The sequence below is a fragment of the Flavimaricola marinus genome (assembly GCF_900184895.1).
GTDB classification, from domain to species: Bacteria; Pseudomonadota; Alphaproteobacteria; order Rhodobacterales; family Rhodobacteraceae; genus Flavimaricola; species Flavimaricola marinus.
Window position 1 is genome coordinate 790,620 of record NZ_FXZK01000001.1, and the last position, 24,337, is coordinate 814,956.

At 65.4% G+C, this 24,337-nt stretch carries 21 protein-coding genes; 5 read left to right on the forward strand and 16 right to left on the reverse strand.

The genetic code is table 11. The features are described from left to right. Window positions 1-94: 94 nt before the first annotated feature. Both LOM8899_RS03870 and denD read left to right on the forward strand, forming a co-directional pair. Window positions 95-799, forward strand: coding sequence for a hypothetical protein (locus LOM8899_RS03870; RefSeq protein ID WP_133064973.1), 705 nt, complete (start codon window positions 95-97; stop codon window positions 797-799). A gap of 59 nt (window positions 800-858) precedes the next feature. Beyond that, the gene (denD, locus tag LOM8899_RS03875) at window positions 859-1,824 is read left to right on the forward strand and encodes a D-erythronate dehydrogenase (RefSeq protein WP_093990811.1); all 966 of its coding nucleotides are present in this window, start codon (window positions 859-861) and stop codon (window positions 1,822-1,824) included. Here the strand turns inward: denD and LOM8899_RS03880 are convergent. From LOM8899_RS03880 to LOM8899_RS03925, 10 genes are all read right to left on the reverse strand, one after another. After that, window positions 1,800-2,549 (reverse strand): copper homeostasis protein CutC, encoded by a 750-nt coding sequence (locus LOM8899_RS03880; protein WP_093990812.1) that lies wholly within the window; start codon window positions 2,547-2,549, stop codon window positions 1,800-1,802. The genes denD and LOM8899_RS03880 overlap by 25 nt on opposite strands. After that, window positions 2,549-3,694: an N-acetylglucosamine-6-phosphate deacetylase gene (gene nagA, locus LOM8899_RS03885; RefSeq protein WP_093991403.1), complete on the reverse strand. Its 1,146-nt coding sequence runs from the start codon at window positions 3,692-3,694 to the stop codon at window positions 2,549-2,551. The genes LOM8899_RS03880 and nagA overlap by 1 nt, the downstream gene beginning before the upstream one ends. Beyond that, window positions 3,691-4,611 carry an ROK family protein gene (locus tag LOM8899_RS03890; protein WP_093990813.1) on the reverse strand — a complete coding sequence of 307 codons (921 nt, stop codon included), beginning with the start codon at window positions 4,609-4,611 and terminating at the stop codon, window positions 3,691-3,693. Before LOM8899_RS03890 ends, nagA begins: the two co-directional genes overlap by 4 nt. Beyond that, the gene (locus LOM8899_RS03895; RefSeq protein WP_093990814.1) at window positions 4,608-5,690 is read right to left on the reverse strand and encodes an AgaS family sugar isomerase; all 1,083 of its coding nucleotides are present in this window, start codon (window positions 5,688-5,690) and stop codon (window positions 4,608-4,610) included. Before LOM8899_RS03895 ends, LOM8899_RS03890 begins: the two co-directional genes overlap by 4 nt. Next, entirely contained in the window at window positions 5,687-6,691 is a 1,005-nt protein-coding gene (locus LOM8899_RS03900; RefSeq protein WP_245820423.1) for an SIS domain-containing protein, read from the reverse strand. Before LOM8899_RS03900 ends, LOM8899_RS03895 begins: the two co-directional genes overlap by 4 nt. A gap of 2 nt (window positions 6,692-6,693) precedes the next feature. After that, window positions 6,694-7,830, reverse strand: coding sequence for a Gfo/Idh/MocA family protein (locus LOM8899_RS03905; protein WP_093990815.1), 1,137 nt, complete (start codon window positions 7,828-7,830; stop codon window positions 6,694-6,696). Further along, window positions 7,831-8,931 carry an ABC transporter ATP-binding protein gene (locus LOM8899_RS03910; RefSeq protein ID WP_093990816.1) on the reverse strand — a complete coding sequence of 367 codons (1,101 nt, stop codon included), beginning with the start codon at window positions 8,929-8,931 and terminating at the stop codon, window positions 7,831-7,833. 61 nt (window positions 8,932-8,992) lie between these two features. Beyond that, window positions 8,993-10,216 (reverse strand): ABC transporter substrate-binding protein, encoded by a 1,224-nt coding sequence (locus LOM8899_RS03915; protein WP_093990817.1) that lies wholly within the window; start codon window positions 10,214-10,216, stop codon window positions 8,993-8,995. A gap of 38 nt (window positions 10,217-10,254) precedes the next feature. Continuing rightward, on the reverse strand, window positions 10,255-11,097 hold the full coding sequence (locus LOM8899_RS03920) for a carbohydrate ABC transporter permease (protein ID WP_093990818.1): 843 nt from the start codon (window positions 11,095-11,097) through the stop codon (window positions 10,255-10,257). A gap of 1 nt (window position 11,098) precedes the next feature. Beyond that, window positions 11,099-12,037, reverse strand: coding sequence for a carbohydrate ABC transporter permease (locus tag LOM8899_RS03925; RefSeq protein WP_281253185.1), 939 nt, complete (start codon window positions 12,035-12,037; stop codon window positions 11,099-11,101). Between the two features lie 226 nt (window positions 12,038-12,263). Between LOM8899_RS03925 and LOM8899_RS03930 the strand changes: the two genes are divergently transcribed. The 3 genes from LOM8899_RS03930 to LOM8899_RS03940 all read left to right on the forward strand — a co-directional run bounded on the left by LOM8899_RS03930 (window position 12,264) and on the right by LOM8899_RS03940 (window position 15,282). Further along, the gene (locus LOM8899_RS03930) at window positions 12,264-13,025 is read left to right on the forward strand and encodes a GntR family transcriptional regulator (protein ID WP_093990820.1); all 762 of its coding nucleotides are present in this window, start codon (window positions 12,264-12,266) and stop codon (window positions 13,023-13,025) included. A gap of 15 nt (window positions 13,026-13,040) precedes the next feature. Continuing rightward, window positions 13,041-14,834, forward strand: coding sequence for a beta-N-acetylhexosaminidase (locus LOM8899_RS03935; RefSeq protein WP_093990821.1), 1,794 nt, complete (start codon window positions 13,041-13,043; stop codon window positions 14,832-14,834). Window positions 14,835-15,024: 190 nt separating this feature from the next. Beyond that, window positions 15,025-15,282 (forward strand): hypothetical protein, encoded by a 258-nt coding sequence (locus LOM8899_RS03940; RefSeq protein WP_093990822.1) that lies wholly within the window; start codon window positions 15,025-15,027, stop codon window positions 15,280-15,282. Between the two features lie 485 nt (window positions 15,283-15,767). Here LOM8899_RS03940 and LOM8899_RS03945 read toward each other — a convergent pair whose 3' ends face one another. From LOM8899_RS03945 to LOM8899_RS03970, 6 genes are all read right to left on the reverse strand, one after another. Continuing rightward, on the reverse strand, window positions 15,768-17,261 hold the full coding sequence (locus LOM8899_RS03945) for an alpha-glucosidase/alpha-galactosidase (protein WP_093990823.1): 1,494 nt from the start codon (window positions 17,259-17,261) through the stop codon (window positions 15,768-15,770). Then, on the reverse strand, window positions 17,258-18,754 hold the full coding sequence (locus LOM8899_RS03950; protein ID WP_093990824.1) for a tryptophan halogenase family protein: 1,497 nt from the start codon (window positions 18,752-18,754) through the stop codon (window positions 17,258-17,260). The genes LOM8899_RS03945 and LOM8899_RS03950 overlap by 4 nt, the downstream gene beginning before the upstream one ends. Further along, window positions 18,751-20,112: an alpha-glucosidase/alpha-galactosidase gene (locus tag LOM8899_RS03955; RefSeq protein ID WP_093990825.1), complete on the reverse strand. Its 1,362-nt coding sequence runs from the start codon at window positions 20,110-20,112 to the stop codon at window positions 18,751-18,753. Before LOM8899_RS03955 ends, LOM8899_RS03950 begins: the two co-directional genes overlap by 4 nt. Continuing rightward, complete coding sequence (locus LOM8899_RS03960; protein WP_093990826.1) at window positions 20,109-21,731, reverse strand: ABC transporter ATP-binding protein; 1,623 nt, start codon at window positions 21,729-21,731, stop codon at window positions 20,109-20,111. Before LOM8899_RS03960 ends, LOM8899_RS03955 begins: the two co-directional genes overlap by 4 nt. 309 nt (window positions 21,732-22,040) lie before the next feature. Further along, entirely contained in the window at window positions 22,041-23,258 is a 1,218-nt protein-coding gene (locus LOM8899_RS03965; RefSeq protein ID WP_245820424.1) for an ABC transporter permease, read from the reverse strand. Beyond that, window positions 23,258-24,283: an ABC transporter permease gene (locus LOM8899_RS03970; RefSeq protein WP_093990827.1), complete on the reverse strand. Its 1,026-nt coding sequence runs from the start codon at window positions 24,281-24,283 to the stop codon at window positions 23,258-23,260. Before LOM8899_RS03970 ends, LOM8899_RS03965 begins: the two co-directional genes overlap by 1 nt. Window positions 24,284-24,337: the final 54 nt, after the last annotated feature.

The window sequence follows — 24,337 nt, forward strand, 5'->3', positions numbered from 1 at the left end:
CGCGCCAGTTCAATTTCCGTCCCCATGCCGCCGGAGGCTGGACTTCGACGGCCGACTGCGCGACGAATGTCGCTTCTTGGGAAAGCTGCAAATCTTGAAACCCGACGCCCCCTTGCCACCGGTCGAAGAGATCGCGCCGACGTGGACGGCGACGATCCTGCGCCTGTGCCTGCGACTGGCGATCATCCTGCTGATCGTCTGGGGGGTGCATTCGGTGCTATTGTGGCTGGAGAGCGAGACCCACACCATCGGGAAACCGCAGACCATGGGTTTTCTCATATTGGCCGCGATGCTGGCCGCCTATGCGCTGCTGATCGCCACGCCCTTCGTGCCGGGGATCGAGATCGGGCTGGCGCTGATGTTTCTGCAGGGCGACAAGATCGTGCCCTTTGTCTATCTGGCGACAGTCATCGGCCTGTTCCTGTCCTATGCGGTCGGGTCGCGGCTGGGCTATGCTACCCTGCACCGGTTGTTCGCCGACCTGCGGGTCCGGTCGGCCTGCCGTCTGCTCGAGCGGATCGCACCGCTGACACCGGACGAACGGCTCGCTCTGATCGCCGATACCCTGCCGCGCTGGATCGGCCCGAAAGCGACGCAGTACCGCTATGTCCTGCTGGGCGTGCTGATCAATCTGCCGGGCAACGGCCTGATCGGCGGCGGCGGCGGGCTGGCGCTGCTCGCCGGGCTGAGCCGGCTCTATTCGGCCACGGCCACGGCGCTGACCTTTCTGATCGCGGTGGCCCCGGTGCCTCTGGTGGTCTGGTTCTTCGACAGACCGGTACTTCCGCTGCCCAGCTAGCGCCTTTGGCCTCGGCATCGCCGTCTGGTGTGCTAGGCTCTGCCAAAAGGGAGGCAATCATGCATGTAATGATCATCGGAGCCGCCGGCATGGTGGGCCACAAACTGACCGAACGGCTCCTCGCGGACGGCCAATTGGGTGGCGCGCCGCTGAGGGCGCTGACGCTTGTCGATTGGGTGGCCCCGACCGCCCCTGCCGGCTTTGACGGCGCGGTCGAGACGATCGCGGCCGATATCGCCACCCCCGGTCTGGCCGAGCGGCTGACCGAGGCCCGCGCCGACGTGATCTTCGTGCTGGCCGCCATCGTCTCGGGCGAGGCCGAGGCCGATTTCGACAAGGGCTACGCCACCAACCTCGACAGCACCCGCGCCCTGTTCGACGCGATCCGGCTCGTGCCGGGCTATACGCCCCGCGTCGTGTTCACCTCCTCGATCGCCGTCTTCGGCGTGCCTCTGCCCGACAAGATCAGCGACACCCATCACCTGACCCCGCTGACCAGCTATGGCACTCAGAAGGCCATCGCCGAACTGCTGCTGAGCGACTATTCCCGGCGCGGTTTCCTCGACGGGATCGCGATCCGGCTGCCGACCATCGTCGTCCGTCCGGGCAAGGCCAATCTGGCGGCGTCGAGCTTCTTTTCCGGGATCATCCGCGAGCCGCTGAACGGCCAGCGTGCGGTGCTGCCGGTGGACGAGTCCGTGCGGCACTGGTTTGCCAGCCCGCGCGCCGCCGTCGGCTTTCTGATCCACGCCGCGACGTTGGATCTGACCCGCATGGGTGACAATCGCGCTCTCTCGATGCCGGGTCTGTCGGCCACGGTGGCCGAGCAGATCGCGGCCCTTGGGCGGATTGCAGGCCCCGAAGCGGTGGCGCTGATTGACAAGGTCCCCGATCCGGTGGTCGCCAAGATCGTGCTGGGCTGGCCCTGCGATTTCGATACGGCGCGGGCGGATGCGCTTGGGTTCAAGGCCGAGACGAGCTTTGACCAGATCATTCAGGCCTATATCGAGGACGATCTGTCCTGAGCCGCGTGCTGAGCCGCATCCAGCGCGGCTCTGAGGGCGCGGACCTTGGCCGCGTCGGTGTCGCGACGGAGCGCGCCTCCGAATCCCAGCGCCACGGCGGCGGGATCATTGGGCTGGCCCGCAGCACAGGAGGCGTGCAGGTCGCGGATGCCGGTGCGCAGCAGGTCCGGCACGGCATCGGGCGTCACGCCGCTGCCGGCCATGATCGTGATCCGGCCCCGCGCGGTGGCCTGCATGGCGGCGATGGTCTCGCGCCCCTCCGGCGCGGTGGCGGCCCCGCCAGAGGTCAGGATACGGTCAAAGCCGAGCGCGATGGCCTGCTCCACCGCCGCGACCTGATCGGGCAACGTGTCGATGGCCCGGTGGAGTGTCGTCTCCATCCCCTCCGCCTGCGCGATGAGGCGGGCCAGCAGCCGCGTATCGAGACCGCCGTTCCCGGTGGCCCCGACCACGACACCGGCGAGGCCCGCCCTGCGGGCAGCCTCGATATCGGCCAGCATTTGCGCCACGTCGCCGTCGTCATAGCAGAAATCCCCAGACCGGGGCCGGATCATCGCGTGGGCCGGGACACCCGCCTGACCCGCCAAGGCCATCAGCCCCGGCGACGGGGTCAGCCCGCCGATGTCGAGCGCCGAGCACAGCTCGACCCGGTCGACCCGCTCGGCCGCGCAGACCGCCAGCCCGGCGGCGCTGTCGATGCAGACCTCGAGGGTGAGCGCCGCCACTACTGGGCCGCCACGGCCGCCAGATGATCGGCCAGACTGCCCTGCCACGTCATGTCCGGCCCGAGCACGACCAGATCGGCCGGTGCCCGCCCGCTGATCCGGCTCAGCCCCTCGGCCCCGATGACGCGTGCGGGGACGGTCACGACCATCCGCAGTGCGGCGTCGGGTGCGACGCCGATCACGCCCACCAGCCGCGCCAGCCCTTCGGCCTGTGTCACGTGGGCACCGGCGAGGCTGCCCTCGGCATTCACCAGCTTGCCGTCACGGAGCGTGATCCGCTGACCGTAGAGGTCGAAGTGATCCGGCCCGCCGACCGTGGCCATCGCGTCGGAGACGAGGAACATCCGGTCCGGCTCTGGCCGCGCCCGGATCGCGAGGCCGACCATGTCATCGGCCACGTGGATACCGTCGCAGATGATGCCGCTGTAGGCCCCGCCGTTGATCACAGCGCCCACAAGGCCGGGGGCGCGGTTGCCCATCTGCGACATGGCGTTGAACAGATGGGTCGCACAGCTTGCCCCGGCGGCAAAAGCGGCGCGGGCGGTCTCGGTGGTGCAATCGCTGTGGCCGAGCGAGACGACAGCCCCGGTCTCGGCCAAGGCACTGATCTGGGCCAGCGTCGCGGCCTCGGGGGCGAGGGTGATCATCACCGGCACACCGGCATCGCGCAGCCGTGTCACGATGGACAGCGTCGCCTCGTCCAGCGGCCGGATGAACCGGCTCGCATGAGTGCCGCGTCGGGCAGGGTCGATATGCGGCCCTTCGATATGCAGCCCGAGCAGGCGCGGGCTGCCCCTTTCATGGGCGGCAAGGGCGGCCTCTGCGGCAGCGGCCAGCACCTCGGGCGCGTCGGTGATGACGGTCGGCAGGATGGCCACGGTGCCAAGCCCGGCATGGGCCTCGGCCATCTGGTCCATCGCCGCGACGGTCGGCGACTGGTTGAGCATCACCCCGCCGCCGCCGTTGACCTGAAGGTCGACAAAGCCGGGGCTGACGATCCCGGCGATCTGACGGACCTTGGCACCGGCGGGCATCTGGTTGCGGGCCAGCATCGTGACCTCGTCGCCGCGCAGGCGCAGCGCCATCCCGTGGTGCAACGTATCGCCATCGAACACCTGATCGGGGCAAATCCAGAGATCGGTCATGACGCCACCTTTTGTCGGCTTCGCTGCGCGGTCCATGCGGCATAGGCCGCCCCCCGTGCGCCGCTGCTGTCGCCGCCCTGCGCCACAGCGAGCTTGGGGATCGCAAAGCCCGCCAATTGCGCGGATTGCAGCGCGGTGGTCAGATCCTCGGTCACGCCGGGGATCTGGCTGAGGCCACCGCCCAGCACGATGATATCGGGGTCGACCGTCAGAGTCAGATTGCGCAACAGCGCCGCCACCAGATCGCACCAGACCTGCCAGACGGCGGCCATCTCGCCCCCCTTGGCTGCGGCGATGGCGGGCGGGCTGAGCTCTTGACCGGTCATCGCAAGGGCAACGCGGGCGAGGCCGGGGCCTGCGATCAGCGTCTCGATACAGCCCATAGCGCCGCAGCCGCAGGGCACGACGGGCAGCCGATGCTTGGCCACCAGATCGGCGGGGGCCGAGGTATGGCCGAACTCGCCACCGGTCATGCTGGGGCCGGGCAAAAGATGCCCGCCAATGCTGATCCCGCCACCGATCCCGGTGCCGAGGATCAGGCCCAGCACGGTGTGATACCCACGCCCGGCGCCGAACACCGCTTCGGACAGGGCGAGCGCCCGGCAGTCGTTGACGTAGAGCACGTCGCGCCCCGCCGCCGCGGTGATGTCGGCCGGAAACGGATGGCCCGAGGCCACCAGATTGGCGGTCAGCGCCAGCCCGGTCGCCGGATTGACCAGCCCTGCCGCACCGATGCCGATGGGCAGGCCCTCGCCCGCCGCAGCCTCGGCCCAGCGGACCTGATCGGCGACCGCCTTCACCAGACCGGCGTAGTCCTTTGGCGTCGGCACACGCTGACGGGTCACGGGCTGCCAATCGGCATCAAAGATCTGAGTCTCGATCTTGGTCCCGCCCAGATCGATCCCCGCCGCTCTCATTTTGCCACCGGATAGAGCTTGACCCCCGAGACCACCCGGCTCAGCGTGCCTTGCCCGGCAAAGGGATCGTCGACGCCGAGGCCCAGCGCCTGAGACCATTTGACCGCCGCGATCTGGGCATAGGCCACGAGGACGGGGGCCGCCCATGCATCGCCGTTCGGAGCCGGCACCGCGATGTCGCCGCCGGGGCCGACGGTGGTGACGCGGGCTTTGGGGAACTGGCTGCGCAACTCGGCCACCAGATCGGCGTCATACCGCGCGGCGTGCGGCTCGGACGACAGGAACACCGTGATCGCCGTATCGCCCCGCACGAAGCTCTTGGGTCCGTGCCGGAAGCCCAGCGTGCTGTCCCAGAGCGCCGGGATCTGGCCCGCGGACAGCTCCATGACCTTGAGCGCCGCCTCGCGCGCCGCAAAGGCCAAGGGGCCAGAGCCGACAAAGACCGCCCGTTCCGGCAGGTCGCCAACGGCCCCTGCATAGACGGTCAGGGTATCGCGCAGCGCGTCGGACAGATCGCGCAACCGCTCTGACAGATCGCAGGGCGGGCCGAACAGCGCCAGGGCGGTCAGATACATCGTCGAAAAGCTCGACGTCATGGCAAAGCCCGCATCGTGGGTCGCATCGGGCAACAGCACCACCTCTTGCGGCCCCGGTGCGGGACGTGTGGCCAAAGCCCCCTTGGCATTGCAGGTGATGTTCAGACGCGGCGCATTCGGGGCCAGCGCGTCGAGGGCATCGAGCACGCCGAGGCTTTCCGCCGAGTTCCCGGAGCGGCCAAAGCTGACCACGAGGGGCCGCGCGTCGGCGCTCAGGAACGCATGCGGCCGCGCCACGATATCGGTGGACGGGATCGAGCGCAGGCGGGGGCCGCCCTGCCCTTCGAGCGCCGCAACGAGGATATCGCCGATATAGGCGCTGGTGCCCGCGCCGGTGAACCAGACCTCATTGACCCCGAGCCCGGCGATCCATGACCTGATCCGGCCTTCGCTGAACCGATGCCCCCAGACATCCCAGATATCGGGTTGGGCATGGATTTCGCGCCACGTGGCCCATTTGGCGAGCGGGTCTTTGTCAGTCATGTCGTCTGTGTCACTTTCGATAGGGTCGCCGGCGCATCCGGGTCGTGGCCCAGGGCCAACGCGGTGGCGAGGATCACCGGGTAAACCAGCGTCAGCATCAGCGCAGCCGCAGCGGCCGGGGTCAATGCACCATCGGTCACATCCGAAGGCCGCATCCGGTGGACATCGCAGCCCGCCGCCCGAAACCGCGCCTCTGCCGCGTCGAGGCTGTCTTGGATATGCGCCGAACCGGTGTCGAGGATCAACACCGTGAGCGGCTTGGTCGCCAGTTGCAAGGGGCCGTGCAGCACTTCGGACGAGGAATAGGCCTCGGCATGGATCGCGCAGGTTTCCTTGATCTTGAGCGCGACCTCGTGCGCCGCCCCGTATCCGGTATCGCGCCCGATCACATAGACATGCTGGGCACGCAGCAGCGCCGACTGCACCTTGCCAGCCTGTGGCAGAGCCACGCCCCGAAGCCGGGCCATCACGGTGCAAGCGCTTGCGGCCCTTGTCTTGTAGCCCGGCAACAGCGCCGCCAGCAGCGCCATCCCCGCCGCGATAGAGCCGACCACGGTCTTGGTGGCGGGCACGGCAAGCTCCGGTCCGGCGCTGATCGGCAGGGTGACATTCGCCGCCGCCTCGACCGACGATCCCGGCTGGTTGGTGATCGCGACGACCTGCGCCCCACGACCGCGCGCCCCGGTGGCAGCCCGGACCAGATCGTCGCTGGCCCCCGATTGGCTGATCACCAGAGCGGCGGCGTCCGTGAGTGTGACCCCTTCGCCCAACGAGAATACGGAGGGCGGGAGCGAGGTGACGGGAAGCCCGGTTTCGCGCATCAATTCATAGCTCAGGATATTGGCCGCCGCGTCCGAAGACCCACGGGCGATGGTATAGATCGCGCGGGTTCGGGCCAGATCCATCGGGGCCGGATGATCGACGCTGGCGGCCGCGCAGAACACGTCGATGCATTCGCCGATCTCGCGGGCCATGTGGCTGCCGGGTGGGGTGGTGTTCATACTCATCCTCTTAGCGCATAGCTGTCGAACTGCGCCCAATCCTCGGTCAAATCGACCATCCGCCCGGTGATCCGGGCCTCGTCCAGCGCCATCGCCACGATCCCGGCCTCCAGCGCGTCGACCACGCCGACGGGCAGGCTGTCGGTCTCGCCCCTCAGAAACGCCGCAATGTCGCCGACCATCATGTGATCGGCCCCGTAATGCGCGGACTGCTTGGCCGGGTCGCCCTTGGTATAGTCGTGATCGGCCAGAATGCTGCCGTCGCGGGCGGTCGCCTTGAGGTATCCGCGCACGAAATCGCCTTCGACCATGCCCTTGGCCCCCATGATGCAAAACCGGCGATGTTCGTCGGGCACGTTGAGGTTGGTGTGAAACGCAAGGCTGGAGCCGGTCTCGTAATGCAGGATCGAGGTCTGATAGTCGATTATGTCACCGTCGCTGTGAAAGGCGTCGTCGACGCTTTCCCAGACGCTCGTCTTGCGGTGCATGATCTCGTTTTCGGTGTTCGACGTGGGCGCGTGCTGCGGCACGAACGACTTGCGCCCGCCAAAGCTGGCCACCCGGTCGGGCCTGCTGCCAGTGACCATGTTGTAGATGTCCAGATCGTGGCAGCACTTTTCCAGCATGAACCCGCCCGACCATTTCACCATCCGCCTCCAGTCGCGCATGAAGAACGCACCGTGATAGGGGCCGATGTGCTCGTTGGCCTCGAGGCTGACGATGGGGCCGAGCTGTGGCAGGACGGCCCGTAGATCGACCATGTGCTGCGAATAGCGCAACACGAGGCCCACCATCACCCGGTCTGTCCCATGCTCGGCCAGAAGGCTGGCCAGTTCCATGGTGTCGTCCTTGGTGGTGACGACAGGTTTCTCGGTGAACATGCGGACGCCGGCGGCGAGGCCGACCTTGATATGCTCTAGGTGGAAACTGTTGGGCGAGCCGACAAAGAACAGATCGGGCTGGGTGTCCTCCAGCATCTGCGCCACTTCGTCAAAGCGCGGCACGTCGGTGCCGATCATGTGCAGATAGGTGGGCTGCGGGTCATAGAACCCGACGAATTCGATCTCGGGCATCGCTTCTTTCATGATCGAAAGCACATGGCCCGCGCGCAATCCGATCCCGGCGGTGACGACCTTCATTTACGCCACCAATGCGGGCGCGGCGGTGCGGCGCAGCACTCGGCCCGAGGCGTCGAAGACGTGGCAATCCGACGGGGCGACGCTCAGGTGCAGCGGCTCGCCCTCGCGCACCGCCGCATCGCCGGGCAGAGAGGCGCAGAACCGGGTCTCGCCGTTGCCGATGGTGCCGTAGGTGATCGACACCCCGCCCAGCCGTTCCAGCACGCGGACAGAGATGCTCAGCCCGCCGTCACCCAGATCGACGTCTTCGGGGCGGATGCCCACCTCGACCTTGTCGCCGGCAGAGGCGGCGCTGCTGTCGACCGGCAGGGTCATCCTGTGACCGCCGTCGATCTCGACGGTCAGCCCACCGTCGGTGCCCAGCACGGTGGCGGGGATCAGGTTCATGTTGGGCTGACCGATGAAGCCTGCGACGAATTTCGTGGCCGGGTGGTGATAGAGCTCCATCGGAGTGCCGAATTGCTCGACCCGACCGCCGTTGAGCACGACGATCCGGTCGGCCATCGTCATCGCCTCGACCTGATCGTGGGTGACGTAGACCATCGTCGCATCCAGCTCGCGGTGAAGCTGGCTGAGTTCGACGCGCATGTCGCCGCGCAGAGCTGCGTCGAGGTTCGACAGAGGCTCGTCAAACAGAAAGACCTTGGGGTTGCGCACGATGGAGCGCCCGATCGCGACCCGCTGACGCTGACCGCCGGACAGTTGGCCGGGTTTCAATTTCAGCTTGTCGGTCAGTTGCAGGATCTCGGCCGCGCGCATGACGCGCTGTTTCAGATCCGGCTCGGCCAGTTTCTGAACCCGCAGCGGAAAGGCGATGTTTTCGAAAACCGTCAGGTGCGGGTAAAGCGCATAGGACTGAAACACCATCGAGATGCCGCGATCCACCGGGTGGGCATCGCTGACATCGGCGCCGTCGATCACGACCTTGCCGCTGCTGGCCTCTTCGAGCCCCGCGATAATGCGCAGCAGGGTGGATTTGCCGCAGCCGGACGGGCCGACGAAGACCACGAATTCCTTGTCCTTGATCGCAAGGTCAATGTCGTGAAGCACCTTTGCGGTGCCAAAGGATTTGCTGATGCGGTGCAGATCGAGGGTCGCCATGGCGGGATGCGTCCTTTGAAAGAAGGGGGTGGCCCGGCCGGACCGGGCCACCCGATTGGTCTTAGAGCGCGTCGGCCAGCTCTTCGGCGGCGATCGACACGAGGTTGTCGATGCTATCCTCTTCGAGGATCGCGCCTTGGATCATGTTCACGAACACCGCCTGTAGCGACCGGTAGTCGGTGATCAGAGGCTCCGGCCCGCCGGTGGGGATGGACGAGATGAAATTCGCCCAATGCGCCGGATCGGCTTCGTAGAACAGATCGGAGAACCCGAGCTTTTCGTATTGCAGGATCGGCGTCAGACCCCACGAGTTGTCCAGCTCGTACTGCGCCTGACCGGAAGTCATCGCCGAGGCCAGCTCCAACGCCAGGTCTTCGTGACCGGAACCGTTGAACACCACGATGGAGTCGGTGATCAGCAGGGTGCCGCTGACGCCGGACGGGCCGGCGGGAACGGGCACGACCATCTGGTTGATCTCTTCGTTGTGGCGACCCCAGCCCCACGGGCCGTTGATATACATGGCGATCTGTCCGTCGTTGAACAGGTCGACCATGGCGTCACGTTCCCACTCGAGCACGCCTTCCTGCGCCACGGACACGAGGCTGGCATAGAATTCCAGCGTCTCGCGGGTTTCCGGGCTGTCGAGCGCGACGGAGCCGTCGTCCGCGATCACCTGGCCACCGTTGGAATAGAGGTAGTTCAGGAACTGGTGCATGGTGTTGTCGAAGTCTTTGCCCGCGACGCCGATGCCCGCGGCATCGGTGTTGTCGACGACCTGCTGGGCAAGGGCCATCATGTCGTCCCATGTGGCGGGCGCTTCGCAGGTGGCACCGGCGGCTTCGATCAGATCACAGTTCAAATAGAGCGCCTTGGTCGAGAAGGCATGGGGCAGGCCCCACTGCTGACCGTCATAGGTCACGGTCTTGAGCACGCCGGGCTGGAACGCGTCCATCTGTTCCTGCGTGAAGGTGACCGGCACGATCAGATCGTTGGTGGCCAACTGGCGCAGGGTGCGGCTGCCCATATAGGCCAGCGAAGGCGGATCGCCCGCGGCGGCAAGGGTCAGGGACTTGTCCTGGCAATTGCTCCACGGCACGGATTCGAGGTTGACGGTGACGCCATCGTGGGTGGCCACGAATTCGTCGATCACCACCTGATCGGCGGGGAACACTTCGTCGCCGCACATGATGACGTGCATCTCGGTGGCGTGGCTCTCGGCAAAGGCGGGCATCGCGGTGCTGCCCAAGAGCGTGGCCCCAATGGCCAAGGTCTTGATCGGTGTCATGTCGTAAACTCCCTAGGTTGGAACATGATTGCTGACTGTCATTCTTTGACCGCGCCTGCCGTCAGCCCGGCAACGAGGTATTTCTGAAGGAAGAAGAAGATGAGCATCACCGGAAGCACCCCTGTCAGGGCGGCGGCCATCATCTGGTTCCACTCGACCTGCTGGCGGCCGACAAACTCTTGCAGACCCGCAGGCAGCGGCTGCAATTCGCGGTTCTGGTTGAAGGTGATCGCGAACAGGAACTGCTGGGCATAGGCCCCGATGAAGGTGGCGGTCCCGACCACCAAGAGCCCCGGCAGCGCCAGCGGCAGCACCACCCGGCGCAGCGTATACATCCGACTGGCGCCGTCGACATAAGCGGCCTCCTCCAGCTCGCGCGGGATCTTTTCCAGATAGGACCGCAACAGCCAGATCCCCGTGGGGATCAGGAAGGCGATCCCCGGCACGATCATCGCCCAGTATGTGTTGAGCAGGCCCAGCGCCTTGAGCACCCGGTAGAGCGGGATCAGCAGAACCGCGCCGGAGAACATGTTGATCGCAAGGATCAGGCCGAGGCTGGTATCCTTGAACGGAAAATCGAGCCGGGCATAGGCATAGGCCGCAGGCACCACCAGCAGCATCGTGCAGGCCGTCACCATCGACGCGATAAAGATCGAGTTCAGGATATAGCGCCCCAAAAGCGGCACCGTCTCCCACATCTGGCGATAGGCATCGAAGGAAAACTTGTCCGACCAGAACTGGTAGGGCGTCGTCCGCAGATGCTCCAGCGGACGCAGCGAGGTGACGAACATCTCGACGAAGGGCAGAAGCATGAAGGACAGGAACAGAAAGATTCCGATGTAGATCCCCACCATCTGCAGCTTGGTATAGCGGTCCATCATCTCACTTCACCCCGTAGGTTTTGTTCACCTTGTTCAGCAAGAACAGGTAGAGCGCCGAGAACGTCGCCAGCAGAACCACGATCACCACCGCGCGCGCTGCACCCTCTCCGAATTTGAAATTGCCGATGGCGACCTTGTAGGTGTCGATGATCAACGTCGTGGTCGCACCGCGCGGCCCGCCTTGGGTGAGGATGAAGATGATGTCGAAGGAGTTGAACGTCCAGATCGCGGAGAGCAGCGCCATCGACACGATCACCGGCATGATCTGCGGAATGGTGATCCGGCGAAACCGATACCAGCGCCCTGCCCCATCGACCCACGCCGCCTCGTAGAGATCGCGGTTCACCCCCTGCATCGCGGCAAGAAAGAACAGCGTGATCATCGGCGTGCCGACCCAAACGTCCGTGACCACCGCCGAGTAGAACGCCGAGGTCCGCCCGGCGAGAAACGCGTAGGGCCCGTCGAACAGCCCGATCCGCTGGCCCATCCCGGACAAGAGCCCGAAATAGCCGTTATACATCCAGAGCCAGCCGATCACCCCGATCGCAATCGGGATCACCCAAGGCGGCATGACCAGCATCCGAAACACCGCCCGCCCCGGCACCGCCGCATTCAGCAGGCAGGCCCCAATGAGGCCGAGGATCAGCTTCAGCCCGACCGACAGGAACATCCAGTAAAAGGTGGTCGTCACCGTCTGGCGAAACCGGCGGCTCTCCATCAGGTCGACATAGTTGGCCACGCCGACGTAGCTCTCGCCGCCCAGATCGGCGTCGGTGAAGGACAGGCGGATCGTCTCAACCAGCGGCCACGCGATGATGACGGCGATAAAGACCATCGCGGGGGTCAGCAGCAGCCAGGCAAACCACGCCTCGGGCAAGACCTTGCGGCGGACCGTTTCAGTCGGGCGGATCGGTGAAGCAGCCTGCGCAGTCTCGGTCAAGAACAACCCCCAAAGTGCAACAGCAAGCCAGCGACAGCACTGGCGAATCATGTCTTGCAAGAAGGATACCAAATATCAAAATTCATGCTACCTTTATAAGACCAAATGCGTCCAAAAATTTTTATTCTTTTTATTTCAGCATGTTAAAATGTGTCGAAAGAAAGGCAATTGCAACCAATTGAGAGTTGGTATTACTTTGAACCACCAAGCAAAAGGCTGCGCACCGATGACGACGCCCCAGATCTTTGCCCCCGAGGGCTGGTTCCGCCCCGGTCGCGGGCCGCGCTATCAGCAGCTTTACCGCCATATCGCCGCCGCGATCCAATCGGGCCTTCTGGCCGCTGGCGACCAGCTTCCGCCGGAACGGGATCTGGCCGAGATGGCCGACATCAGCCGGGTCACCGTGCGCAAGGCGGTGGCGGAACTGGTCGCCGAGGGCCTGATCGAACAGCGGCAGGGCGCAGGCAGTTTCGTGCGCACTGCCCCTGCGGAACGGCTCGAGCAGTCGCTCTCATCGCTGGTGTCGTTCACCGAAAACATGCAGGCCCGCGGGATGACGTCGTCGAGCCAGGTGTTGCGCCGGGGTCTGTTTCCGGCGACTCCGCAGGTAGTTATGGCGCTCGGCCTCTCGCCCTCGGACAAGGCCGCCCGAATCGACCGTCTGCGCAGCGCGGGCGGCGCACCGATGGCGCTGGAGGCGTCATACCTGCCCGCCGACATCCTTCCCGATCCCGATCTGGTCGAGACGTCGCTCTATGCCGTGCTGCGTGCCAACGGCTGCGCCCCCACCCGCGCGATCCAGCGTGTCACGGCCGTCAATCTGGAGGCGCGGGACGCCGATCTGCTGCACCTGCCGACCGGGGCGGCCGTGCTCAAGATCGAGCGGACCGGCTATCTGACCAGCGGCCGGCCCATCGAATTCACATCGGGCCTCTATCGGTCCGACATCTACGATTTTGTGTCCGAACTGCGGTTGGACACGGTCTGAGCAAGAAGGCACCTCATGGACTTTACCTGCACTCTGGATGGCGGCGCAATGCGCTGCACGATCACTTCCTACACGGCGCTGAACGCACCGGTGTTCTGCTGCTCCGGGATGCAGCCGATGGCCTGCGTGTCGGGCGGCGAGGTGGTGATGACCCTCGGCAGCCAGATCGAGGTGGCGATCCCCGATCTGGCCCCCGGCGTGCCGCACGAGGTAGTGCTGCGCTACGACGCCGAGAAGTATCAGCCGGTCAACCGGGCATGGCTGCCGCTCGGCCCCTATCTGCGGCATGCGGGCGGGACGATCCCGCTGCCGCCGCTCCCTGCCGGGGTCGATCCGGTCACATGGCCCGCCGCCGCCCCGGTCGAGGGGCTGCGCCTGCTCCCCGCGCCGACCTCGTGGACACCGGGCAACGGCACCCTTCCGGTCACCGGGTTCAGCAGCAGCCACCCGGCTTTTGGCGCGGTGACCGCGCTGGCCGAGCGCACCGGCCTCGGCCCGTTTGCGGGTGATGCGCCCGTCGCGGTCACGGAGGCCGACCTGCCCGCCGATGCCTATACCCTGACGATCCCCGCCGACGGGCCGATCGGCCTCGCCGTCTCCGGCTACGGCGGCGCATTCTACGGGGCGATCACGCTCCTGCACCTGCGCCACCTCTACGACGGCGCCCTACCGGTCGGGACGATCCAGGACACCCCCCGGTTCGGCTGGCGCGGGCAGCACCTCGATTGCGCCCGGCACTTCTTTCAGCCCGACACGATCCACCGTTTGCTCGACCTTATGGCGCTCTTGAAGCTCAACAGGTTCCACTGGCATTTCGCTGATGACGAGGCGTTCCGGCTTCAGGTAGCCTCCTGCCCGGAACTCTGGCAAAAGACCGAATTCCAAGGCGAGGGCGAGCTGATCCCGGCGCTCTTTGGCGAAGGCCCGCGCAAAGGCGGCAGCTATTCCCCCGCCGATGTCGAGGCGCTTCTGGCCCACGCCAAGGCGCTGAATATCGAGGTGATGCCCGAAATCGAGGTGCCCGCACACGCGCTGGCCTTCGCCCGCGTCTACCCCGGCACCCGCGACCCGGAAGACACCGGGCAAGAGCGGTCCGTCCAGGGCTACGCCCGGAACGTCCTCAACCCCGCGATGCCCGAAACATGGGAGCGTCTGATCCCGCTCGCCGCCGAGGTCGCCGCGATGTTTCCCTTTGGGCACCTGCACCTGGGCGGCGACGAACTGCCGCGCGACACGTGGATGGGCTCGCCCGCCGCCCGCGCCCTGATGGCCCAGGAGGGGCTCGAGACGACCCAGGACCTGATGGGTTGGACCATGGCCAAACTGGCCGCCACCCTGCCGGGCACCCGCGTCGCCGCGTGGGAAGAGGCCGCCGGCGGCAGCCAAGGCGGCATCGGCCACAACGCGCTCTTGTTCAGCTGGACAGGGCAAGGCCCCGGCCTTGCCGCCGCGCGGGCGGGCTACGACGTGGTGATGACCCCCGCACAACACGTCTACCTCGACATGGCGCACAGCTCCGATCCGCAGGACTGGGGCGCCGCCTGGGCCGCCTTCGTCAGCCTGCCCGACACGATCGCATGGGATCCGGTGCCAGACGAAATCGCCGATATCCCCGAGAGGATCGCAGGCGTGCAGGGTTGCTTCTGGGGCGAATTCACCACCCAAGACAGCCAGATGTGGCCGATGCTGCTGCCGCGCATGCTCGGAGTCGCCACCAAGGCATGGGAACCCAGAGGTAAAAGCACTGCACACAGTCTGACCGCCCTCGCCGGACATTACGAACCGCTGCTCGGGCGCTTTGTCTCCTGAAACCGCGGCCCCGATTTGCCACCAATTGCGCCATCTCGGGGCCGTTTTTACCGCCCAAGATGGCCGCACGGCGGCAAAGCGCCTGACAAGGACGCCGCCGCGGCTCTTGCTCTCGGACGCGCCGCGATACTGACAACTTCGGCTTCGAAAGGCTTTGCAGCCCCCGCAGCCCAAGGACAAAGGACCGACCATGCCCCTTGATCCCGGCAGCTATATCCTTATCGGACTGCTCCTTGTCGCGCTGGCCTACGTGGTCCTCCCCCGGCCCCGCAAGGGCAAGCGCAAACGCAATAACAGCGATAGCGGCGGCGTCGCAGGCGACGGCGGCAGCCCTTCGGGGAGCACCAACAGCGGCGCAAGCAGCAGTGGCAACGCGGGCAAGTCCGGCGGCTGGGGCAGCTTCTTCGACGGAGGAGACGGGGGCGGCGATGGCGGTGGCGGCGACTAGCACATAACGCGCGCGCTTTCCTTCATCTTGGCAAGAAAACTCCCGCCGGAGGCTCCCGCAGCATCAACACGCGCCATGACCGGCGGTCGCATCCACGGCAACCACACAAACGGCACCACAGGGCGCACCATCCGACCCACCGCTTCCGCAAGTGGTCGGCACAGGAAACGCTCCACCGAAGCGTTTCCGGACGCGCTGCCCCGGCCCTTCGCTGCCGCTGCGGGCGTTCGGCGCTGGAAACGCTCCACTGGAGCCTTTCCGGACGCCTTGCCCCGGCCCTTCGCTGCCGCTGCGGGCGTTCGGCGCTGGAAACGCTCCACTGGAGCCTTTCCGAACGCGTTGCCCCGGCCCTCCGCTGCCGCTACGGGCGTTCGGCGCTGTAAACGCTCCACTGGAGCGTTTCCGGACGTGCTGCCCCGGCCCTCCGCTGCCGCTGCGGACGTTCGGCGCTGGAAACGCTCCACTGGAGCGTTTCCGGACGCGCCTCACCCCATGACCTTCGTGCCGAGGCCGTGGGCTTCGCTCGCCGCTTTCGCCGCCCCCGCTTCGCGCAGTTGCTCGACCGAGCGCACGCCCAGCCGCGCCGCGCCGTCCCAAGCGCGGGTCTCGACCTTGGGCGACTTGAGCCGCTCGGCCGCCGCCGGGATCGCGTCGGCATATTGCGGCAGCCACTTGGCCTGCGCGACGAGCATCTCGTCGACCATCTGCCAGACTTCCTCGGGGGTGCAGATCGCGCCGACCAGCGGATCGTGCAGCACCGCCTGCTTGAGCAGTTCGACATCGCCGGTGAGGGCAGCCTGAACACTCATCCGCTGCACGTTGATGCTGGCCATGCAGGTGGCTGCACAGGCGGCGGGCAGCTCGATCCCCTCGACCATGTTGATCCCGAACCGGTCCACGAAACCGGGGCTTTCGACGATGCAATCATCCGGCAGGTTCTTGATGATACCGCCATTGCGCACATTGAAATGGCCGCGATAGGTGCGTCCCGTCTCCAGCGCCTCGAGAATCCAGCTTGCGTGCTCGTCGGTGCGCGGGCCGGTCAGGGGCTTGCCCGCCTCATCGAGGAACTTGGGGAAGTCCTCTTCGAACCAGTTCCGGTTCTCGGTGGTATAGCGCAGATAGCCACCGGTTTCGCCGTGGATCCAGTCGTCCATGCTGATCCAGTCCATGATCTGATCCGGGCGCTTGCGATACCACGGCAGGTATTCGCTGAGGTGGCCGTTGCTCTCGGTCGAGTAGAAGCCGAAGCGCTTGAGCACGTCGATCCGCACCTTTTCCTGCCGTGAGAACACCGGATGCGCCTCGAAGGCCGCGATCAGCTCGTCGCGCCCGATCTGGCGGCCGTTATGGCGGATATCCAGATACCATGTCTGGTGGTTGATGCCCGAGCAGATGATGTCGACCTCTTCCATCGGCACCTTGAGCGCATGGGCGATCTGGCGATGACCGTTCTGCACCCCGTGGCACAGACCAACCGTGTCGACCCCGCCGTGATCGAGGCAGGCCCATGTCATCATCACCATCGGATTGGCATAGTTCAGCAGCTTGGCCCCCGGCTCGGCCACCTCGCGGATATCCTTGCAAAAGGCGAGCATCTCGTGGATGCCGCGCTGCCCATACATGATGCCACCGGCGCAAATCGTGTCTCCGACGCATTGGTCGACCCCGTATTTCAGAGGGATGCGGATATCGTCGGCAAAGGCCTCCAGCCCGCCGATCCGCACGCAGTTCATCACATAGCGTGCGCCCTCAAGCGCGGCGCGCCGGTCCGTCGTCGCCGTGACGACGGTCTTCAGCCCGTTGACCGAGACGATCCGTTCGATGATCTGCCGGATCATATCCAGATTGTGCTGATTGATGTCGGTCAGCGCGATTTCGATATTCTCGAATTCCGGCACCCGCAGGATGTCCGAGCACAGCTTCTTGGTGAACCCGACGCTGCCCGCGCCAATGATGCAAATCTTGAAATCGGTCATGCGGTAACGTCCTCTTGCAGAGATGATAAAAACGCCCGGTGCGGCAGGCATTGAAGTGCCGCCTTGCGGTATTCGCGGGTGAGGGCTTCGTGGGTCTTGCGCAGGGTGGCGCGGGCCTTGGGGTTGGCGGCCATCTGGGCCTTGGCCGCATCGCGCGACAGCAGGCCCAACCCGTCGAGCACGGGGGTGTAGAGTTGCTCCTCCACATGCGGCAGTCCCATCGGGAAAGGCGTGAAATCCGCCCGCTCCGGGATGCGCCCCGCCCAAGCGGCGAGCCTGTAGGTCACCTCGGCCGGGTGACTGTCCGCCACATCCCGCCAGAACGGCGTATCCCGCCGCTCGGAGACATAGTGCAGCCGGATGAAATCGCGGAAATCGTCCACCTGACGCCCCACGGCGGCGTTGTAGGGCTCCGCCCCACCGGGCTTGTCCAGCAATTCGCAAAGCAGCATGAGCTGCACGATCGTGCCGTGGATCGAGGTCGCCTCCAGCGGCTCGAGAAACGACGACGCCAAGCCCAACGCCACGCAGTTCCCGGTCCACGCATCGCGCAGCCGTCCTGCGTCGATCTTGATGTCGCGGCGCGGCTCGATCTCGTGGCCCAGCGCGGCCTCGATCTCGGCCTTGGCCTGATCCGGCGAGGTATGTGCGTCGGAATAGACATAGCCACAGCCGATCCGCCCCTGCGTCGGGATTTGCCACATCCAGCCCGCCCCCTGCGCCCAGGCATGGGTCAGCGGAGCGATTTCCTCACCGGGGCGCAGGTCGATCCAGAACGGCATCGCCCTGTTGACCGGCAGCACATCGCCATAGCTGATCCACTCCGCCCCAAGCGACCGGATCACCCGGCGCGAGAAACCGCTGCAATCGACAAAGAAATCCGCCTCGACCCGCTGACCGCTTTCCAACACCAGCGCGCTGATGGCACCCGCGTCGGATTCGACGCCGAGCACCTGATCGTCGATCACCTCCACCCCCTTGGCGTGGCGTTTCAGGAACGCTCCGGCCTTGGCCTGATCGAAGTGATAGGCGTGGTGATAGGGGCCGGCCGCCACCCGCCGGCCCGACCGTTCGGCCCAAGGGGCGCGGCCCTTGGCCATCAGATGGGTGAACAGATGCACGTCCGTGATCGGCTTGCCCGCCGCAACGGCATAGGTATCGAGCCCCTTGCCCGCCACGGCGGCGGTGTCGTCGATCGGGCCGTCGTAGTAATGGCCCAGCCGCCGCCAATCGCGATGGCGGATGCCGTATTTGATGGTCGCCCCCGTCTCGCGTAGGAAGTCCATCTCATCGAGACCCAGCGCCATCAGCATCTGGCGAAACACCGCCGTGGTGCCTTCACCGACGCCGATGGTGCCAATCTTGCTCGATTCGATCACCGTCAGGCGCAGGTCGTGGTGGCGACGCCGCGCGAGATCGCGCAGCATCAGGGCCGAGAGCCACCCGGCCGTGCCGCCACCTGTGATGACGATATGGCCGGGCAGCGCCGTCATGATGCTTTTCGCGCCGTCGGCCGGGCAAACTCCGGCAACCAGTCGCCATGCGCGGCGAGAAGGTCGTCGGTCAGCGCCCAGATCTGATCCAGATCCAGCTCGGCCGCAGTGTGCGGATCGAGCATGGCCGCGTGATAGATATGCTCGCGGTTCTCCTCCATCAGCGCGGCGACCGTCAGCTCCTGCACGTTGAGGTTGGTGCGGATGAGCCCGATCAGTTGCGGCGGGATATCCCGCACGATGGTCGGTTGCAGACCGTTGTTGTCGACCAGAACCGGCACCTCGACAGCCGATCCTTCGGGCAGTTGCGGAACAAAGCCCTGATTGCGGATATTGCCATAGATCACCGACGGCTCGCCGGTGACGACAGAGTTGATGATCTGGCTGGCATATTCGTGGCTCGGCTTGACGATGATCTCGTTGGCCTCGCGGTATTCCTTGGCCTGCTTTTCCCAACGGTCGATCTGCTCGACGCAGCGCTTGGGATATTCGTCCAGCGGCACACCGAATTTCTCGATCAGATCGGGACGGTCGCGCTTGATGAAGTAGGGGGTGTATTCGGCGAAATGCTCGGAGCTTTCCGTCACGAAATAACCCAACCGCATCAGCATCTCGTAGCGGACCTTGTTGGGGCAGCGCGGGTTCCAAGACGAGGGCTTGGGAAAGCGGCCGTCCATATAGCCCTGACGCAGCGCGGGGTAGAGGTCCTTGTAGGTGCCGTCAGGCTGGCGATGCTCGAAATTCAGGTAGAACGCCATGTGGTTGATGCCGCCCGCGCGGTAGCGGATCTCTTCGACCGGGATGTCCAGATCGCGGGCCAGCTCCTCGGCGGTGCCTTGGACCGAATGGCAGAGGCCGACCTGACGGATCGTCGGATACTTGGCCCCGATCGCCCAGGTGTTGATCGCCATCGGGTTGACGTATTGCAGCATGATCGCATCGGGCGCGACCTCGAGCATGTCTTCGCAGATCGACCAGAGCACCGGCACGGTGCGCAGGCCCCGCATGATGCCGCCGATGCCAAGGGTGTCCGCGATGGTCTGACGCAGGCCGAACTTCTTGGGCACCTCGAAATCGGTGATCGTGCAAGGATCATAGCCGCCGACCTGAAAGCAGCAGACGACGAAATCGGTGCCCTCCAGAGAGCGCTTCTGATCGGTATAGGTCTCGATCTTGGCCTTGACGCCGAGGGTGGAGGCGAGCTTGCCCACCACGATCTCGGATTCCTCCAACCGCTTGGGGTTGATGTCCATCAGCCGGATCGTGGCGTCGGACAGCGCCTCGCGGTGCAGGATGTCGCCTGCGATGTTCTTGGTGAATACGGTGCTGCCTGCACCGATAAAGGTGATCACTGTCATGTTGCTATCTCGAATGCTGCGCGGACGAGCCGCTTTGTGTAGTCGGTTTGTGGGTTTACGAGGACGTCTTTGACAAGACCCTCTTCGACGATCTTGCCGTGTTGCATCACCATGACGCGGTGACACAGGGCCCGCACGACCTTGAGGTCATGCGAAATGAACAGGTAGCTCAGCCCCTTTTCGCGCTGCAACTTGCGCAGCAACTCGATGATCTGGGCCTGAACCGACAGATCGAGGGCGGAGGTGGGTTCATCGAGCAGGATGAACTCGGGCTCCAGCGCGATGGCGCGAGCGATGGCAAGCCGTTGCCGCTGCCCGCCGCTGAATTCATGGGGAAAGCGGTGGCTGATCGTGTCGGGCATCCCCGCATCGCGCAGCGCCTGCCGCATTCGCTCGTATCGCTCGGCGGCATTGGCCCCGATGCCGTTGACCACCATCCCCTCTTCGATGATCTGGCGCACGGACATGCGTGGGTTCATCGACGAGAACGGGTCCTGAAAGACGATCTGCATCCGGCTGCGGAACGGGCGCATCCCCTTGCGGTCGCGGTCGTCGATCCGCTCGCCGCAGAATTCGACCCGGCCCTCATCCATCCGGATCAGCTTGATCAGCGCCTGCCCGAAGGTGGTCTTGCCACTGCCGCTTTCGCCCACGAGGCCCAGCGTTTCGCCGCGCTTGAGGTCGATGCTGAGGCTGTCGACGGCCACCAGCGGGTGATAGGTGCCGCGAAACGCGCCACCCTTGCGCAGCATGAACTGCACCCGCACGTCATCGCCCTTGAGCACCGTCTCATGCGCCCCCTCCAGCGGGTTCGCCACGCCCTTGGGGTCAGAGGCCAAGAGCCGCTTGGTATAGGGGTGCTGCGGATTGCCGAAAATCTCTTCGGTCGGCCCCTGCTCGCGCACCTCGCCGTGCTGCATCACATAGACCTCGTCGGCAAACTGGCGCACGACCGTCAGGTCATGGGTGATCAGGATCACGCCCATCCCGTATTTGACCTTGAGCGCGTCGATCAGGTGCAGGATCTCGGCCTGCACCGTCACGTCCAGTGCCGTCGTCGGCTCGTCGGCGATCAGCACGTCGGGCCGGTTGGCCAACGCCATCGCGATCATCACGCGCTGCCTCTGCCCGCCGCTCAACTGGTGCGGATACTGGTTCACACGGCTTTCGGGGTCGGGAATGCGCACCTCGTCGAGCAGTTCCACCGCCCGCGCCCAAGCCTGCTTCTTGGTCAGCTTTTGATGCAGCATCAGCACTTCGACGATCTGCGCGCCGACCTTGTAGACCGGGTTCAGAGAGGACATCGGCTCTTGAAAGATCATCGCGATCCGGTTGCCACGCAGCCCGCGCATCTCGCGGTCGCTGAGGTGGGCCATATCCTTGCCGTCGTAGTAGATCCGGGTCTGGTCGGCCACGGTCGCCCGCTTGCTGAGCAGCCGCATGATCGCCCGCGCGGTGACGGATTTGCCCGAGCCACTTTCCCCCACGAGGGCCGTCGTCTGGCCGGGAAAGAGGGTGAAGGACACGTCGCGCACCGCCTCGACCTCGCCGCCGTCCACGGCAAAGGTCACGCCGACCTTCTGGGCGTCGATCACAGGTTTCAGGGCCGTATCAGGCATGACGTGCGCCTCCAGTCGGGTTCGTGGTCGCCCGGACAAGAGTGGCTACGCGGCGGCGCAACCCTCCGCCATCACGAGGGACAGGGCCAGCGCTCAGTTTTGCCTGACCTCGCCCCCTCTGATCCGCCCGGGGGCACCCCGGGCCGCGCCCGACCCTCCCCCCCGGGGAGGGCGCGTCTGTCAGCGCCACGCGCGGCTCCGGCCAAGCCATCTTGGCCGCGGCGGTTCCTATACAGAGGCCTCCCCGAGGCTCCGGCGCGGCCCTCTGCGCCATCTCCAACTGTCTTGCCAAAGCCATGCCCCGCCCCCTCAATACGGATCAACGGCATCGCGCAGGCCATCGCCCAGCGCGTTGAACGCAAACACCGTCAGCAGCACGAACCCCACCGGCGACAGGATCCACGGATAGGAGCCGATAACCGAGAAAGTGCCCGCATCCTGCAACATCAGACCCCAAGAGATCAGCGGCGGCTTCACCGCAAATCCAAGGAACCCGAGGAAGCTCTCCAACAGCACGATCGTGGGAATGCCGAGGGTAATCGCCACGATGACGTGGCTCATCACGTTGGGCAGGATGTGGCGGGTGATGATGCGACCGTCGTTGGCACCCACGGCCATCGCGGCGCGGACGTAGTCCACTTGGCGCAGCGCCAGCGTCTTGGAGCGGACCTCGCGGCTCAACTGCGCCCAGCCGAGGCCGACGATCACCAAGACCACAAAGCCCATGAACACCGCCGACGGGGCCGTCACCGGGATCAACGAGGCCAGCGCGAGGTAGAGTGGCAGTTGCGGAAACGCCAGAATGATCTCGACAAAGCGCTGGAACCACATGTCGAACCGGCCGCCGATATAGCCGGACGTGATCCCGGCCAGAGTGCCGACGATGGTGATGAGCGTGATGCAGGTCAGGGCGAGGGCCAGCGAGATGCGGCTGCCCACGATGCCGCGGCTCAGGATGTCGCGGCCCAGCCGGTCGGTGCCGAGGATGTGCAGCGGACTGCCGTCTTCGACCTGAATGAAATGGCGGTTCATAGTGATGCCAAAGAGCTTGTATTCCCACCCCTCGGCCCAGATCACGATGCGGCGGGGGTTGTCGTAATCCGGCCCGGTGAGCGGCTGATAGGTGACAGGGTCCAGCTCGTCGCTTTCCACGATGGGAAACACCACGGGCAGCAAGCGCCAGCCCGCCTCGGGGCCGTCGCCGGGCACATACCAGCTGATCTTGTCCGGCGGGGAAAAGCCCACATTGGGGGATTTCGGCTCGACGGGGGCAAAGAACGGCGCAAACAGCGCCACGGTCAGCAACGTGCCGACGAGGATCAGGCCCAGCATCCCCGGCACCGATTTGCGCAGGCGACGCCAGACGAGGGACAGATAGGACTGGCTCTCGTTCGACACGGTCGAAATGCGCATGTCCTCGCCTTCGTCCTCGAGCGGCTCCGTCGGGATCGCCGGGGCGAGGTCGCCGACGCCGCGGACCATCATCGGATCGTCGCCGGGGTTTGCGGATTTGGGTTGGTCGGCCATCAGTCGTTCCCCACCCGGATCCGTGGGTCCAGCACCGCCAGCATCATGTCGGCGATGATGTTGCCGATGATCAGGGTCGCCCCCAGCACCAGAAGCAGGGTCGCGGTGACATAGACGTCTCCGATGCCCATGGAGCCGACGATGGCCGGGCCGACGGTGGCAAGGCTGAACACAATGGCCACCTCGATCTCTCCGGTCAGCATGTAGGGCAGGATGACCCCCTGATAGGCCACAAGCGGATGCAGCGCGTTGGGCACCGCATGGCGCATGATCACCCGGCCCTCGGGCAGACCCTTGGCACGGGCGGTTTCCACATATTGCTGGTTGAGGGTGTCAAGCAGATTGGCCCGCATCACCCGCATGTTGTAGGCCAGCCCGCCCAAGGTCGCAATGAACACGACCGGCCAGACGTGCTGGATCAGGTTCCACAGCTTGGCCCAGTTGAACTGCATGAAGCCGAGCCAGTAATCCTGCCCGCCATAGCGGCTGGAATAGAAGCTGCCCAGCTCCTGCACGTCGAGGCGGAAGGCCAGCACATAGATGATGATCAGCGCCAGCAGAAAGCGGGGGATCGTCATGCCGAGGAAAGAGACGAAGCTGAGCACCGTGTCGGTCCAGCTATACTGGCGCGTGGCGGCGACGATGCCAAAGGTGATCCCGATCACCGAGGCGAGGAAGTGGCACGCGAGTGCGAGCATGATCGTCCGGGGCAGGCGCTCGCCCACCACTTCGGAGACCGGCTTGTTGTAGAAATACGAATGGCCGAAATCGCCGCGGGTCAGGATGCCGCCGATCCAGCGGAAATACTGGATCACCAGAGGATCGTTCAGACCGTTCTGCTCGCGGTATTGGGCAGCGGCGGCATCGGCGGCGGCGGTCGAGGCATTGCCTTGGGTGATCATCTGGCTGCGGATGTAATCGGCATAGTCTCCTGGCGGGGCCTGAATGATCACGAAGGTGATCATGCTCATGATGAACAGCACCGGAATGGCCTGAAGCAGTCGGATACCTAGAAAGCGAAGCATCGGCTGACCTTTCGGGTCACGGAGGGAAGGCGCGCGGTTCGGCCGCACGGGTCG